The sequence below is a fragment of the Streptococcus oralis subsp. oralis genome, assembly GCF_002096445.1.
GTDB classification, from domain to species: Bacteria; Bacillota; Bacilli; order Lactobacillales; family Streptococcaceae; genus Streptococcus; species Streptococcus oralis_N.
The window spans coordinates 600,708-616,185 of the sequence record NZ_NCUK01000013.1 but is presented as its reverse complement, the minus strand read 5'-3'; the positions used below and the strand labels follow the sequence as shown (position 1 = coordinate 616,185).

The window sequence follows — 15,478 nt, the reverse complement described above, 5'->3', positions numbered from 1 at the left end:
ATTATATCATAATTTTCAGTTTTTTCCCATTCCTATTTACTAAATACCATCTCATTTTGATAAAAAAAGACCTATCACTCAAACTTTTCAGCCTGAAATGATAGGTTTTTGTGTTAGATTAACGTACTGTACGGATACGCATTGTGTTTGTACGAACAGCTTCGCCAAGTGGCACACCTGCAACGATAACAATATCGTCACCAGATTCTACAAGGCCTGCTTCAACTGCTTTACGTTCAGCGATTTCGAACATATCATCAGTTGATGATGGAGCTTCAGTCAACATTGGGATAACACCCCAGTTCAACATCAATCCACGCTCTGTCAATTCGTCGAATGTCAATGCCAAGATATCAGCATTTGGACGGTATTTAGAAATCAAACGAGCTGTGTGACCAGTCTTAGTAAGGGTAACAACCAATTTGATGTTCATTGAGTTAGTAGCATCTTTAACAGCTGAAGCCATAACTTCTGTCTTAGAGTTACGTTCGAATGTATCTGAGTTCAAACGTCCGTATTCGTTAAGAAGAGTTTGTGCGTTCTTGTCAATTGTAGCCATTGTTGTTACTGACTCAAGTGGGTATTTACCGTTTGCAGACTCACCTGAAAGCATTGTAGCGTCAGTTCCGTCGATAACAGCGTTAAATACGTCTGATACTTCTGAACGAGTTGCACGTGGTTTTTCAGTCATTGTTTCAAGCATGTTTGTTGCTGTGATAACAACTTTACCTGCTGCGTTCACTTTAGTGATGATCATTTTTTGATAAACTGGAACCATTTCGAATGGTACTTCGATACCCATGTCACCACGAGCGATCATGATACCGTCAGCAGCTTCAATGATTTCATCCAAGTTATCGATACCTTGTTGGTTTTCGATTTTCGCAAACAATTGAACGTGACCATTACCAGTTTCTTCACAGATTGCACGAACTTCGTCAACGTCTTTTGCAGTACGTACGAATGAAATCGCGATGAAGTTGATACCTTGTTCCAAACCGAAACGGATATCATCGTTATCACGTTCAGCAAGTGCTGGGAAAGGAATTTTAGTGTTAGGGATGTTTACACCTTTCTGCTTAGCAATGATACCGTCATTTTCAACGACTACTTCAAATTCACGAGTTGCATCGTCTTTTGCGAAAACACGAAGACCCAATTTACCATCGTCAACTAAAACTTGGTGACCAACTTCAACATCATCGTAGATATCAAGGGCACCAGCAACGTTCAAAGCAATCACATCACGAGTTGATTTGATTCCTTGTTTAGTTGCAACACGGATTTTTTCACCAGTTTTGTAAGAGTACTCTTTTGCATCACCTTCAAACAATTCTGTACGGATTTCAGGTCCTTTAGTATCAAGAAGGAAACCAACTTTTTTACCTGCAAGTTTTTCAGCAAGTTTAACAGTTGCCATACGCTCACCTTGTTCTTGGTGGTCACCGTGTGAGAAGTTGAAACGGAAAGTGTTTGCTCCTGCTTCAATCAATTTAGCAATATTTTGAGCTGAAGCTTCAACGTCAAGTTTTTCACCCCAGTATCCGTCTTCACCGAATTTTTTACCACCACGGATTTCAACCGCAGGACCTAAAGTTGCAACGATTTTTACACGTTTGTTCATGATTTTTGTGACTCCTTTATATAATTCGACCTTTTATGGTCATGTTACCAAATTAATGAAAGTTGATTAGGACAAGCTCTTGTTCAAATCAGAAAGTTCAAGATCAGCTTTATGGGGGTTGTTAACAACGATCTTGCCATCAGCTGTTAAGCTAAACAAAGCTCCTTCTTCTGCTGTTCCAAGAATTGGATTCTCAACCATTTTCTCGTTACGGATACCAACAGCGACACCACCGATTCCTTGTTTAAGAAGTTTAACAGCGTGTGCACCCATGCGTGATGCCAATACACGGTCACGAGCGGTTGGTGAACCACCACGTTGGATGTGTCCAAGTTCAGTTACACGAAGGTCACTAGTGTCTCCAGCTTCCTTGAGTTTCTTACCAAACTCATTCGCAGACATAACTCCCTCAGCCAAAACGATGATGTTGTGTTTCTTACCACATTCATAACCAGCTTTGATGCTTGCAACGATATCTTCCATCTTGAAGTCTTCTTCAGGGATGATGATTTCGTCAGCACCAGTTGCGATACCTGCCCAAAGAGCGATATCACCAGCGTTACGTCCCATTACTTCAACAACGAAAGTACGACGGTGACTTGATGATGTATCACGAATCTTATCAATCGCATCCATAGCTGTCGTAACTGCAGTATCAAATCCAATTGTGAAATCAGTCCCTACGATATCGTTATCAATAGTTCCTGGAAGTCCGATAGCTGGGAATCCATGCTCAGTCAAGCGCATAGCTCCGTGATAAGAACCGTCTCCACCGATAACTACGACTCCTTCGATACCGTGTTTTTTCAATTGCTCAATCCCTTTAAGTTGACCTTCAAGTTGTGCAAACTCAGGGTAACGAGCAGAGTGAAGGAAAGTACCACCACGAGAAATGATGTCTCCTACTGAAGCAGCATCAAGTGGATAAATTTCACCGGCAACCATACCAGCGTATCCATCATAGATACCAAAAACTTCCATTCCTTCTGAGATTGCTTGGCGAACTACTGCACGGATAGCAGCATTCATACCAGGGGCGTCTCCACCACTGGTCAAAACAGCAATACGTTTCATTTGGTTATGCTCCTTTTTCTTTTAACATTCTTACTGATTATACCACATTTAAATCGAAAATTCTTCTATTTTCCGTATTTTTAGCGATAAATCGTTTTCATAGCAATTCCCTCTAACTTTTCCTCTAGAGCAGAATCTTTTCTTACAAAATGTTGTGTAGAAACAACCGTTTTTCCTTCCTCTTCATACCTGATAATGACAGGGATTGGGCCTTTGTATTGTGCTAGGATATTTGAAATCTCTTTATCGTATTTATGATTTTTAACTTGAATCCAGAATCGTTCCGCCACTGCTTCTTTCAAATCTTGTGCAATCATTTGCAGACGACCATCTCGAGATTGAACTTTGCCATTGATGTAGTAAAATTTCCCTTCGGATAAATTGGAAGCAAATTTTCTATATTGGTCTGAAAATACAGTTACATCCATCCGAGACTTACTATCATGAACCTGTAGAAAAGCCATACTCTCGCCTTTCTTGGTTCGAATCACTTTAATCTTTTGCACTTCAACTAGGAGAGTGGCTTGAGCTCCCTCGGTTAGATTAGTGATTGGAGTGGTCGGATATAGGGCTTGTTTGGCAAGAGTTTGGAGAGGATGGGGACTGATACCTACCCCAATCAGTTCCTGCTCTTTGTAAAATTTCTCTGCCTCAGTAAAATCATCAGCTTCAGTCCAACTATAATTTGTATCCGCAAAGAGTCCACCCAACTCCTCAACAAAGACAAATAAGTTTGGTAGGTTCACTAAGATTTTCTGGCGATTCTTGTCAAATTCATCAAAAAGCCCCAGTTCAACCAAAGGCGTTAGAAGCGACAGTTTCTTGTAATTCTTGGGAAGACGTGTGACGAAATCTTCAATGCTTGAGAAAGGACGATTTTCAATAATCCAGTAAGACAAATCTCTCGGCATCCCTTTAATAGCTTTCAAACCAAGATAGATTTTCTCTTGGGTAATCTTATCATGATAGGGAATGCTGTTTATTGCTAAAGGAGCTACTTCAAAGCCCATCTGCAATGCATCTACAATGTAATCGCTACTGGAATAATTCAACATAACTTGGAAGAAAATAGCAGGATAGTGTGTCTTGAAATAAGCTAGTTGGAAAGCCAGTGCTGAGTAGGCATAAGCGTGGGATCGGTTAAATCCATAGCCTGCAAACTTTTCCATCACTGCAAAAACTTGCTTGGCCTTTTCTTCTGTATGCCCCAATTTCATAGCTCCTGTGATAAAATCTTCCTTCATCAAGTGCATCTCTTTGGCATTTTTCTTACCCATGGCACGTCTGAGAATGTCGGCTTTACCAAGACTGAATCCTCCAAAGCGCTGAGCTACCTGCATGACCTGCTCTTGGTAGAGCATGATACCGTAGGTTGATGACAGAATGTCTTCTAAGGCAGGGTCTAACACCGTCACCTTTTCTTTGCCATGCTTTCGAGCGACAAAGTTATCGATATAATCACTTGCACCTGGTCTGTTAAGGGATGTCGTTGCTACCACTTCTTCGAAGACTTGCGGCTGAACTCGTTTCAAGAGTCGAATGGCACCAGGTTGTTCAAATTGGAAAATTCCCTTGGTATTTCCAGCAGCAAAGAGGGCCAGAGTTTCTTTGTCTTCCAGATCAATATCCTCTATTCTCAGATGAATACCTTCTGACTCAGCCAATAATTCCTGCATTTTTTGTACGAAAGTCAGGTTACGTAAACCGAGGAAATCCATTTTTAGAAGTCCATTGGCTTCAACACCATGAGCATCATACTGAGTGATGAGCATATCCTCACCGTATTTGAGCGGGATATAGTCCGTCAGATCTTGGTCACTCATAACGACTCCAGCTGCATGGATAGAGGTCTGACGAGGATACCCTTCAATCTTTCGAGCAATCTCAAAAGCTTTTTGATATTCCATTTTGCTATTGATGACCTGCCTAAACTGTAAATTCTTTTCATAGGCTGTCGTTAGCGTATCTCGAAAACTGATTTTTCTCGTAATATTGGTTAATTCGTACTCAGGGACACCGTAACGTTTGAAAACATCACGAATTGCCTGTTTTGCTCCAAAAGTCGAATAGGTAACAATCTGTGCCACGTGTTGGCTGCCATAACGATCACGAACATAGCGAATGAACTCTGGTCTATAGAGGTCAGGGATGTCGATATCGATATCAGGCATGGTGTAGCGCTCACGATTTAAAAAGCGTTCGAAAATCAAGTTCTTTTCAACCGGATCAATCCCTGTAATATCCAGTGAGTAAGCCACCAGACTACCAACCGCAGAACCACGCCCCATTCCCATATAATATCCTTGGGAACGTCCAAAACGGAGCAAATCCCAAACTACAAGGAAATAGTCATCAAAGCCCATATCATGAATCACAGCTAATTCCTCATTCAGTCGCTCATGATAGATAGCTGAGGTTAGCCCCTTGTCACTCAAGCCTTGCTCAGCTCTCTCTCTAAGTTCTTCGACCGCTGGTCTTTCAGGATTAAAGCGAGGGAGTTTTAAACTTGGGTCGATTTGATAGCTTACATTCTCTATCAGACCTTGGAGATTGGCAAGCGCCTGAGGGAAGCGATTTTTAAACCGTGCTTCCAAGTCTGAGGCAGGTAAAAAAATCCCCTGTTGTGAATGCACATCCACTTCTCTCAGACTGACATTGTCCTTGACTGCTGACAAGATTTGTAAAACTTGAATATCTTCTTTTTCAAAAGAGTTGACCTGATAGAGTGGAAGAATGGGGCTAGTAAAGACTTCTTGAGGAGTATCTGGACTGACACCGATAAAATAATCATGCCCCAAATCCAACTGTTCGACCCCATTAAAATAGGGAACAATAATGGCCACATCTTCGAGGTGGGAGGTGAAGTCAGACCAATTTTTCCGTCCAGTCATTTTTAAAGTGGATAACTTCATCAACTCTTGATAACCTTTAGTGGATAGGGCTAGAAAACGAAGAGAGAGGTTCTCCTCATCTTTGACCAAAGTCATTTCTAGACCGATTAAAGGTTGAATTCCATACTTACGAGTCACTTCTAGAAAATGATAGGCTCCATAGAGATTATCCACATCCATGATAGCAAGGTGAGAATAGCCGTATTCTTTAGCCATTTGTACATATTTTTCAATCGAAACCACACTTTCCATAAAACTATAAACAGTCTTGGTGTCGAGCTGTGCAATCATTTCTTCTCCTCCTTGCTTTCGTTTTACTACTATTATACCATTTTAAGTTGGATATTGAAGCAACTCTGCACTTTCTTTTTAATATCATCAGTTACAAACTTCTTCTCTTCTTACTGTTAAATTCTTCATTTTTCAAAGGAAGAAAATAAAAAATTAATATTATATAATATTTTTAAATGTAAATTTAGATATATTTATACCAAACGAAGAATAATAAAGATAGAAGTTATATGCAGTTTTACATATAAAAATCTCTAGAAAAAGGCTTATTTCTATGGTATTTATTCAGCATTTTATAATAACTTACCAAATAGATATGCTGGTTTAAGAAATTTATTTCATTTAAGTTTATTTATTCCATTTTCCCCTCTTTTTTGATATAATAAATCCAGTCTGTTTTCAAAGGAGAGAAACATGCGTTTTAATCAATTCAGCTATCAACCAACCACTAGTTCTCAACGATTTGAGGAATTAGAAGGTCTTGGTCTAAAGCTGTCACCCCAACTGTCCTTAAAAAGACAGTTTGAAGACTTCATTCGTTGGAGTTTCTTCACTTATACTAATACCGATTACGCTCTATCTACCCTAGCTGCAGATAGAGAAAGGGATCTACTGACCTTCTTTCAGTCTGATAAAGAGCTGACAGCTGATATTTTCTATACCGTAGTTTTTCAACTTTTAGGCTTTAATTATCTTATTGATTTTGAGGATGCTGAACAATTCCGTAAAGAAACTGAATTTCCTGTTATTTATGGAGATTTGATTGAAAATCTCTACCATCTGCTCAACACTCGAACCAAAAAAGGAAATACACTCATCGACCAGCTTGTTGGTGATGGACTTATTGCAGAAGACAATCACTACCACTACTTTAACGGTAAGAGCTTGGCAACCTTTTCTAGTCACGATGTCATTCGTGAAGTTGTTTATGTAGAGAGTCGTGTGGATACTGATAAAGATGATCTGCCTGATTTAGTTAAGGTCAGCATTATTCGTCCGCGTTATGATGGACAGATTCCTTCAGTCATGACTGCCAGCCCTTATCACCAAGGGACCAACGACAAAGCCAGTGACAAGGCTCTCTACAAAATGGAGGGAGAGCTTGAGGTCAAAACGCCCCACACCATTGAACTTGAGGAGCCCAAGCTGAATTTAGTTGAACCTCATGGTCAAGCAGAAGTCGTCTCAGAAGCTGAAGAAAAGCTATCTCATATCAATAGCTCATACACACTCAATGACTACTTCCTCCCACGTGGATTTGCCAATCTCTATGTATCAGGTGTTGGAACCAAAGATTCTCAAGGTCTCATGACCAATGGTGACTACCAGCAGATTGAAGCTTATAAAAATGTCATTGATTGGCTCAATGGTCGTTGTCGTGCTTTCACGGATCACACGCGCAAACGCCAAGTCAAGGCTGACTGGTCAAACGGCAAAGTCGCAACAACAGGAATTTCTTATCTAGGTACCATGTCCAATGGTCTCGCCACCACTGGTGTTGATGGCTTGGAAGTGATCATCGCAGAAGCAGGTATTTCCTCTTGGTACAACTACTATCGGGAAAATGGTCTAGTGACCAGCCCAGGGGGCTATCCAGGTGAAGATTTTGACTCACTTGCTGAATTGACCTACTCTCGCAACCTCCAAGCTGGTGACTATATTCGTGGCAATGAAGCTCATCAAGCAGACTTAGAAAAGGTTAAAGAGAAACTCGATCGCAAGACTGGTGACTACAATCAGTTTTGGCATGACCGCAACTATCTGCTCAATGCTCACAAGGTTCAAGCCGAGGTCATCTTTACGCATGGTTCCCAGGATTGGAACGTCAAACCTCTTCATGTTTACCAGATGTTTCATGCCCTTCCTAGCCATATCAATAAGCACCTCTTTTTCCATCATGGTGCCCATGTTTATATGAACAACTGGCAGTCAATCGACTTCCGCGAGTCCATGAATGCCTTGTTAAGTATGAAATTGCTAGGACTTGACTCAGGCTATCAACTTCCGACTGTCATTTGGCAGGACAATATCGCACCGCAAAGATGGCAAGATCTTGATAACTTTGGCAAGCAGGATGAACTGCATACCTTCTCACTTGGAACTGAAGAAAAAGTGATTCAAAACCAGTATGATCAAAAAGATTTTGATCGCTATGGTAAGACTTACCAGATCTTCAACACCGAACTTTACCAAGGAAAAGCCAATCAGATCACCATTGACCTTCCAGTAAGTCAAGACATTCACTTAAATGGGCGAGTGGAGCTGAAACTTCGTGTCAAATCGAGTACGAACAAGGGCTTATTATCAGCCCAACTGTTAGAACTTGGACAAAAGAAATACCTGCAGCCTTATCCAGCTGTTTTAAGTGCTAGAACCATTGATAATGGTCGTTACCACATGTTAGAAAATCTCTGTGAACTACCATTCAACCCAAGTGCCCAACGTGTCATCACCAAAGGCTACCTTAATCTTCAAAATCGAACCAATCTCTTGACGATTGAAGAAGTCCAACCAAATGAATGGATGGACTTCAAGCTAGAACTTCAACCAACTATCTACAAACTTAAAGAAGGAGATACTCTCCGTTTGGTTCTCTACACCACAGACTTTGAGATTACAATTCGAGATAATACAGACTATCAATTGACTGTTGATTTAGCTCAGTCTAGTCTTATCCTACCTTGTCAAAAGGTATAATCTACCAGACTTTCAATATGGAAGTATTCAAAGGAAAAGTCAATGAATTTGACCATTGAACTACCTATAACCAAAGTTTTCCACTTGAACAGTCGAATCAAAAATAAACTTCGTATCAAATCCAGTTCATCTGAAAGCATTTTAGAAGCCCCTAGACGGAACTTGGACAAAAGATACTCCCTCTAACCAACATGTGTAACCATTTATCATACACGCTACCAGACCACATGTTGGAAATCTCTGTGAATTACATTTAGAGTAAATTCACAACAAGCCGTGACAAAAAGCTACCCAAATTGAATGATTCATTGTCATTAAAGAACATCAATGTAGATGAACGGATCGCTACCCAGTTTATCTGCACGCAACTAGTGACAAGTTATAAGAAGGAGAATCTCTCCATCTAGTTCTTTATCCTACTGACTTTGAAATCATCATACGTGACAATATCGCCTACCACCCGACTGACATTTTCGTTCAGTCCACGCTACTGTACCTTGTAAAAGGAGTACTTACTTTATGAACAAATCAGAACACAGACACCAACTTATCCGCGCCCTCGTTTCAAAAAACAAAATCCATACGCAAGCTGAATTACAAGCCTTATTAGCGGAAAATGATATCCAAGTTACTCAGGCTACCTTATCACGCGATATCAAAACCATGAACCTTTCAAAAGTGCGCGAAGAGGATAATTCTTATTATGTGCTAAATACAGGATCTATCTCCAAGTGGGAAAAACGTCTTGAAAACTATATGGAAGATGCTCTTGTTATGTTGCGTCCTGTGCAACACCAAGTTATTTTGAAAACTTTACCCGGTTTAGCCCAATCATTTGGATCTGTAATTGATTCCTTGGCTTTTCCAGATGTCGTTGCAACCCTTTGTGGAGACGATGTCTGCATGATTATCTGTGAAGATGCTACAAAAGCGCAGGCTTGTTTTGAGAGTCTTAAAAAATATGCGCCACCATTTTTCTTTAGTGAATAAAACAAATCCCGTGATTAAAAATCACGGGATTATTTTATTTATTTGAAATTGTTTCTTCTTTCTTCATACGTGCCAATCTAAGAGCACGTTTGGGATTGAGACGATTAAACAATTCTTCTAGTTTCTTTTCATTCCATACGTCTGCTGCAGAAACAAAATTCCCATCTGCATCTCGGAATGATATCGGTTTATCTCCCATATCAATCTCCTAGTCTACAAATTCAAACTCAAATTTACCGATTCGTACCAAGTCTCCATCCTTAGCTCCACGCGCACGAAGGGCTTCGTCAACCCCCATACCACGTAACTGACGAGCAAACTTCATGACTGACTCATCACGGTCAAAGTTGGTCATGTTAAAGAGTTTCATGAGTTTCTCACCAGAAAGTACCCATGTCGCATCATCGTCGCGGCTAATTTCAAAGGCTTTTTCTTCCTCGTCAAAGCCGTAGTAAGCTTCTTCTTCCATATCAGACTCATCATAGAGCAAGAATTCAGGAGTCTTATCCAACAATTCAGCTGTCGCATCCAAAAGGGGCGCCAACCCTTGCTTGGTTAAACCAGAAATCGGGAAGATGGCTGGTAATTCTTCAAATTCGTCGTAGTTTGCTGCCAACTTTTCCTTGAAAGTTTTCAGATTTTCCTGACTTTCGGGCATGTCCATCTTGTTGGCTACGATGATCTGCGGACGCTCCATCAGACGAAGGTTGTATGATTCCAATTCTTTATTGATAGCAAGGTAATCTTCGTAAGGATCACGCCCTTCGCTGGCCGACATATCGATGATATGAAGGATAACCCGAGTGCGTTCAATATGTCGAAGGAACTGAGTTCCAAGACCAACACCTTGACTGGCCCCTTCAATCAAACCTGGAAGGTCTGCTACTGCAAAAGATTCACCTGACTGCGTACGAACCATTCCCAAATTAGGGACAATGGTCGTAAAGTGGTAAGCACCGATTTTGGGTTTGGCTGAAGTGATAACACTAAGCAATGTTGACTTTCCGACAGATGGAAAACCGACTAGACCAACATCTGCTAAGATTTTCAATTCCAGTTGCAACTCACGTTCTTGACCTGGCTCTCCATTCTCAGAGATTTCAGGCGCAGGATTTTTTGGTGTTGCAAAACGGATATTCCCACGACCACCTCGACCGCCATGTGCCACGATAAATTCCTGACCATGTTCAATCAAGTCTGTAATGACTTTACCTGTTTCCGCATCACGTACAGTAGTCCCCTGTGGTACGCGAACACGAAGATCTTCTGCACCACGTCCGTGCATTCCTTTGGTCATTCCTTTTTCACCGGAATCAGCCTTGAAATGACGGTTATAGCGGAAATCCATCAAGGTACGCAAACCTTCGTCTACCACGAAAACAACGTTACCGCCACGTCCACCATCACCACCCCAAGGACCGCCATTAGGGACATATTTTTCACGGCGAAAGGCAACCATGCCATCGCCACCATTACCAGCCTTGACCTTAATCTTGGCTGTATCTAAAAACATACTCATATTTTCTTCTCACTTTAAAAAGGCTGGGGAGAACCCAGTCATTAGTTATTGTTTCTATCCTCGTAGCTTGCTTAGAATCTGCTGAAAGCTCCAAGCGCAGTTGCAAAGATACCAGCAAGGGTTACAAACAACATGATGAGCACGACAACAAGCGTCACCTTTTCAAACAAAGTTTTTTTACGTTTTCCGTTATCTCCAAAAGCCATAACTTCTCCTTTTTCTATATAATTCTAATTTAATATTCTGTTGAAACTGGTGCAATCAACCATAAAATGATATAAGCAAGGACTCCTGTCCCATAACAAAATGCAAGAACAGCCCAAATGACACGAACAATTGTTGGATCAATATCAAAATAATGAGCAACTCCTGCGCAAACGCCTCCAATTTTCTGATCTTTGCCACTTCTCATAAATTTCTTCGCCATCTTTTATTCCTCCTTTTTTACTTTATGTCAATCTTTCCAGTAGTCTCGCATACTGGACAACTGTTTTTTAGACGCCTTCAGAATGCGTTTAGATTCTTTTACCGGGGCGCTAACTGCTTGTTGAGGCAGATATAAAATGGTTTTTAGAAAACGTTGACTCATAGGTTCTCCATCGAGCAATTCTTGTTCAAAATTATTTGAAATAATGGCGTCAAGGTAAAACTCGTGAACTCGTTTCCCAAAATTCTCAGCTGAAATCTCATACAACTTGTCAGCCAACTTATGCTCATCCATATCTGGAGTGGCAATCAAGGCCTCCAAAATAGCACCTGCAAGGTCCTGTTCTCCATAGTAGAGTGTTCCAAACATCTTGTCACTGATCAGATTATCTAGATAAGGATTGCCATGAGCGATGACAGGCGTTCCACTGGCTAGACTTTCTAGATAGGTTAAGCCCTGAGTTTCACTCGTAGAGGCTGAAATAAAGAAATCAGCTGCTTTATAGTACAAGGCTGTCTCACTTGGAGCAATCATACCTGTAAAAATCACATGTTTTTGTATGTTTAATTTCCCTGCTTGTTCTTTCAGACTGTCCAGATAAGGTCCGTCTCCAGCAACAACCAACTTCACCTTGTCTTCTTCTTTCAATACCTCAACAAAGGCTGCTAAGACTGCTTGGATATTCTTCTCAAAGGAGATACGCGAAAGGCTCAGCAGCATTTTCTCGCCTTCCTGAATACCTAACTTCGAACGAAGCTCTTGTAAGTTTTCCTCTTTGATCTTAGGTCGTTCAAACTTAGCCAGCTCAATTCCAGTTGGGATGACACGCTTTTCAACCTTGACTTTGTATTTCGATAAAAGGTCACGAACAATCTCACTAGGGCAAATCACGCCATCTACATCACGAAGGAAGCCACGCACCAAATATTTTACCATACTCGGACGAATTAGCATGCCCTTAGCAATGTAATGCACATAGTCTTCGTACTGGGTATGGTAGGTATGAATAACTGGAATTTTTAATTCTCTCGCAATCCAAATCCCTAACAAACCAAGTGAAAATTCTGTCTGGGTATGAATGATGTCGAGTTGATACTGCTTGGCAATTTCAAGCGCCTTTGTAAAACCTCGGTAGGCAAAACGTCGATCCTTAAACGCAAAGAAAGGAACACTCGGAATGCGAATGATTTGCCAATCTTCGTATCGGTTTACGTCTTTATCAGTCGTTGTAAAGATAAAAACTGCATGCCCCTGCTTTTCAAGCTCAGTTTTCAAAGTCCGAATACTAGTCGCGACCCCGGAAACCTGAGGGAAATAGGTATCTGTAAATAAACCAATTCGCATAAATTACCTCACTTTTTGCCCAAAGCAGCCTGTTCTCGATAAAATTTTAACCAGATTTCCAACAAATGCTCCTCAGAGTACTCTTTGGAGATCTCGCGAGCTTTTTCTTTCAAGTCCTTTAAGGCTTCAGGGTCATTCTTGTATTCTAGAATTGCTTCTCTCATCTCGGAAACATCACTTGTAGCACGATAATTCCCATCAAGAATAACCTTATACAGATCCAAATCTCTTAACATAATAGGAGCCTCGCAACTAGCGGCCTCTAAGATAGTCATAGGGAATAATTCATTGTAACTTGGTAGCAAGAATAGATCCGCCATAGCGTAAAGTTCCCGCATCCGTTCCGGTGACACAATTCCAGGGAAAATAAGATTTTTTGGTGGATTGTCCATTATCTTCTTGTAGCGTTCATAACCATCTGTCATCCCACCAAATGAAAAACCACCTGCCCAGATAAAGGTAATTTCTGGCAATTCCTCAGCAAGACGGATAAAATCATCAATTCCTTTACGTTTCTGAACCTGACCCGCACCGATTACGACAAACTGATCTTCCGCAAGATCCATTTCCTTCCGGAGTTGTGCAACCTGTTCAGCTGGTAATGGATGCCATTTTTCTTTGTTTACAAAATTTGGAATATAAGTTACTTTTTCACGCGGAATACCAGCAGCCACCAAATCCTCGATAAACATGGGATTGACCACCACCAAGTGTTCCATTCGGTTGTAAAAGGAAAAAACATAGCGTTTGACAATTCCTTTTAGGAAAAATGGAATCTTCAAACTCCCCTCAAGCGTATCAGGCAAAAAATGCACATAGCCAATTTTTCTCCCAGAGCGTTTCTTTTGGAAAGTAGATAAATAATAAGGGAAATCAATGGTATGAAAGTGAGTTACATCTGCCTCAACAGGAAGGTTCTCCGTAACAATTAACTGATCTTGGGCATCGCGATGTAGGAGACGTACCAACTCACGGTAGGCTCCTGATACTCCTTGACCAGCCACTTTTTCACTTGAACTTAGCATATTAATACGCAATTTTTCGTTTTCCATACCTTTCATTATACCATTTTATTTCCAGAAAATCAGCAAAAGAAAGAAGAGACCAAAGGAAAAAGGATAAAATTACCTTATTTTCCAATCGTCTCTCACATTTTTCTTAGTCTTTATTTAATTCCTAGGGCGATACGTGCGTATCGGCTCATTTTTTCAACTGTCCAAGCTGGATACCAGACTAATTTAACTTCGGTATTAGTTACCTCAGGCACATCTGTCATCGCATCGTGTATCTGGTCTGTCAAAAGATCAGCCAATGGGCAGCCCATAGTTGTCAAGGTCATATCAATTTCAGTGTGACCCGTTTCACCATCAAATCGAATTTCATAAATCAAACCTAGGTTGACAATATCAATCCCCAACTCAGGGTCGATGACTTCTTCCAAAGCATTTAATATGCGTGTTTTGATCGTTCCAATTTGCTCTTCTGTATAAGCCATGTTCATCCTCACTCTTAGTCTTCAATAAAATCACGAAGGGGTTTGCTGCGACTTGGTTGACGTAGTTTTCTCAAAGCCTTGGCCTCGATCTGACGGATACGCTCACGAGTCACGTTAAAGACTTTACCAACATCTTCAAGGGTACGCATTTTCCCATCGTCTAGCCCGAAACGAAGGCGCAGAACGTTTTCTTCACGGTCTGTGAGAGTATCCAAAACCTCATCCAACTGCTCACGCAAAACGATACGAGTTGTGTAGTCTACTGGATTTTCAATAACTTCGTCTTCGATAAAGTCCCCAAGATGGCTATCGTCCTCTTCACCAATCGGTGTTTCAAGTGATACTGGTTCTTGAGCGATTTTCAAGATTTCACGCACCTTGTCAGGTGTCATATCCATACGCTCAGCGATTTGTTCAGGAGTTGGATCTTGACCCAATTCTTGAAGGAGATTCCGCTGTTCACGGACAAGCTTGTTAATGGTTTCTACCATGTGGACAGGGATACGAATGGTGCGGGCTTGGTCAGCGATAGCACGAGTGATTGCCTGACGAATCCACCAAGTTGCGTAAGTAGAAAACTTAAAACCTTTTGAATAGTCAAACTTGTCCACGGCCTTCATCAAGCCCATGTTTCCTTCTTGAATCAAATCAAGAAACTGCATACCACGACCTACGTATCGCTTAGCAATCGAAACCACCAAACGAAGGTTGGCTTCTGCAAGACGCTGTTTGGCTTCGATATCACCAGCTTCAACAGCTAGGGCCAATTCTTTTTCTTCTTCGTTGGTCAAGAGAGGAACGACCCCAATTTCCTTCAAATACATACGAACAGGATCATTCACCTTAGCAGAGGTTGAGCCAATCAAATCCTCATCACTGAGTTCTGGCTCTTCTTCTGTACTAAGGACACGTGCACTTGGATTCCCTTCGTTATCCGTGATAGAAATTCCAGCATCCTGAATCCGTTGCAAAAGGTCTTCAATCCCGTCTGCATCTAAAGTAAAAGGAATAACTAGACTTGAGTTGATTTCATCGTCTGTTGCTGTTCCTGTTTTTTTGTGGTTACGGATAAAGTCTGCTACTTGCACATCAAATGTAGTTACTTCTTTTTGTTTTGTTGCCATTA

13 protein-coding genes are annotated in these 15,478 nt (G+C 41.0%); 2 read left to right on the top strand and 11 right to left on the bottom strand.

Annotation, left to right across the window (positions count from 1 at the left end; all coding sequences use genetic code 11):
- Positions 1-118: 118 nt before the first annotated feature.
- The 3 genes from pyk to B7721_RS06340 all read right to left on the bottom strand — a co-directional run bounded on the left by pyk (position 119) and on the right by B7721_RS06340 (position 5,880).
- Complete coding sequence (gene pyk / locus B7721_RS06350; protein ID WP_042902347.1) at positions 119-1,624, bottom strand: pyruvate kinase; 1,506 nt, start codon at positions 1,622-1,624, stop codon at positions 119-121.
- Positions 1,625-1,690: 66 nt separating this feature from the next.
- Positions 1,691-2,698, bottom strand: a complete 1,008-nt coding sequence (gene pfkA / locus B7721_RS06345) for a 6-phosphofructokinase (protein WP_000820876.1) — start codon at positions 2,696-2,698, stop codon at positions 1,691-1,693.
- An 80-nt stretch (positions 2,699-2,778) separates the two neighbouring features.
- The gene (locus B7721_RS06340; RefSeq protein WP_084878106.1) at positions 2,779-5,880 is read right to left on the bottom strand and encodes a DNA polymerase III subunit alpha; all 3,102 of its coding nucleotides are present in this window, start codon (positions 5,878-5,880) and stop codon (positions 2,779-2,781) included.
- 414 nt (positions 5,881-6,294) lie between these two features.
- Between B7721_RS06340 and B7721_RS06335 the strand changes: the two genes are divergently transcribed.
- Positions 6,295-8,577: a Xaa-Pro dipeptidyl-peptidase gene (locus tag B7721_RS06335; protein WP_084878104.1), complete on the top strand. Its 2,283-nt coding sequence runs from the start codon at positions 6,295-6,297 to the stop codon at positions 8,575-8,577.
- A 519-nt stretch (positions 8,578-9,096) separates the two neighbouring features.
- A complete protein-coding gene (locus B7721_RS06330) occupies positions 9,097-9,567 on the top strand; it encodes an arginine repressor (RefSeq protein ID WP_049477502.1) in 471 nt (156 codons plus the stop codon).
- A gap of 34 nt (positions 9,568-9,601) precedes the next feature.
- On the opposite strand, the gene B7721_RS10215 is transcribed toward B7721_RS06330, so the two are convergent.
- The 8 genes from B7721_RS10215 to rpoD all read right to left on the bottom strand — a co-directional run bounded on the left by B7721_RS10215 (position 9,602) and on the right by rpoD (position 15,476).
- A complete protein-coding gene (locus B7721_RS10215; protein ID WP_084878102.1) occupies positions 9,602-9,766 on the bottom strand; it encodes a hypothetical protein in 165 nt (54 codons plus the stop codon).
- Between the two features lie 9 nt (positions 9,767-9,775).
- Entirely contained in the window at positions 9,776-11,086 is a 1,311-nt protein-coding gene (gene obgE / locus B7721_RS06320) for a GTPase ObgE (RefSeq protein WP_084878100.1), read from the bottom strand.
- Positions 11,087-11,157: 71 nt separating this feature from the next.
- A complete protein-coding gene (locus B7721_RS06315) occupies positions 11,158-11,292 on the bottom strand; it encodes a DUF4044 domain-containing protein (RefSeq protein WP_000863851.1) in 135 nt (44 codons plus the stop codon).
- 29 nt (positions 11,293-11,321) lie between these two features.
- Entirely contained in the window at positions 11,322-11,513 is a 192-nt protein-coding gene (locus tag B7721_RS06310) for a PspC domain-containing protein (protein WP_162283481.1), read from the bottom strand.
- Between the two features lie 27 nt (positions 11,514-11,540).
- Positions 11,541-12,857, bottom strand: a complete 1,317-nt coding sequence (locus B7721_RS06305) for a glycosyltransferase family 4 protein (protein WP_084878098.1) — start codon at positions 12,855-12,857, stop codon at positions 11,541-11,543.
- 8 nt (positions 12,858-12,865) lie between these two features.
- The gene (locus B7721_RS06300; RefSeq protein ID WP_193431830.1) at positions 12,866-13,909 is read right to left on the bottom strand and encodes a glycosyltransferase family 4 protein; all 1,044 of its coding nucleotides are present in this window, start codon (positions 13,907-13,909) and stop codon (positions 12,866-12,868) included.
- Positions 13,910-14,022: 113 nt separating this feature from the next.
- Positions 14,023-14,352: a metal-sulfur cluster assembly factor gene (locus B7721_RS06295; RefSeq protein WP_049489434.1), complete on the bottom strand. Its 330-nt coding sequence runs from the start codon at positions 14,350-14,352 to the stop codon at positions 14,023-14,025.
- A gap of 14 nt (positions 14,353-14,366) precedes the next feature.
- Positions 14,367-15,476, bottom strand: coding sequence for an RNA polymerase sigma factor RpoD (gene rpoD, locus B7721_RS06290; protein WP_000201893.1), 1,110 nt, complete (start codon positions 15,474-15,476; stop codon positions 14,367-14,369).
- Positions 15,477-15,478 lie beyond the last annotated feature (2 nt).

Bases quoted from the DNA above. Each gene is read 5' to 3' on its own strand.
- B7721_RS06300 (WP_193431830.1), bottom strand. From the start codon at position 13,909: ATGGAAAACGAAAAATTGCGTATTAATATGCTAAGTTCAAGTGAAAAA.
- B7721_RS06305 (WP_084878098.1), bottom strand. From the start codon at position 12,857: ATGCGAATTGGTTTATTTACAGATACCTATTTCCCTCAGGTTTCCGGG.
- B7721_RS06340 (WP_084878106.1), bottom strand. From the start codon at position 5,880: ATGATTGCACAGCTCGACACCAAGACTGTTTATAGTTTTATGGAAAGT.
- obgE (WP_084878100.1), bottom strand. From the start codon at position 11,086: ATGAGTATGTTTTTAGATACAGCCAAGATTAAGGTCAAGGCTGGTAAT.
- B7721_RS06315 (WP_000863851.1), bottom strand. From the start codon at position 11,292: ATGGCTTTTGGAGATAACGGAAAACGTAAAAAAACTTTGTTTGAAAAG.
- rpoD (WP_000201893.1), bottom strand. From the start codon at position 15,476: ATGGCAACAAAACAAAAAGAAGTAACTACATTTGATGTGCAAGTAGCA.
- B7721_RS06335 (WP_084878104.1), top strand. From the start codon at position 6,295: ATGCGTTTTAATCAATTCAGCTATCAACCAACCACTAGTTCTCAACGA.
- B7721_RS06310 (WP_162283481.1), bottom strand. From the start codon at position 11,513: ATGGCGAAGAAATTTATGAGAAGTGGCAAAGATCAGAAAATTGGAGGC.
- pfkA (WP_000820876.1), bottom strand. From the start codon at position 2,698: ATGAAACGTATTGCTGTTTTGACCAGTGGTGGAGACGCCCCTGGTATG.
- B7721_RS06330 (WP_049477502.1), top strand. From the start codon at position 9,097: ATGAACAAATCAGAACACAGACACCAACTTATCCGCGCCCTCGTTTCA.
- pyk (WP_042902347.1), bottom strand. From the start codon at position 1,624: ATGAACAAACGTGTAAAAATCGTTGCAACTTTAGGTCCTGCGGTTGAA.
- B7721_RS06295 (WP_049489434.1), bottom strand. From the start codon at position 14,352: ATGGCTTATACAGAAGAGCAAATTGGAACGATCAAAACACGCATATTA.
- B7721_RS10215 (WP_084878102.1), bottom strand. From the start codon at position 9,766: ATGGGAGATAAACCGATATCATTCCGAGATGCAGATGGGAATTTTGTT.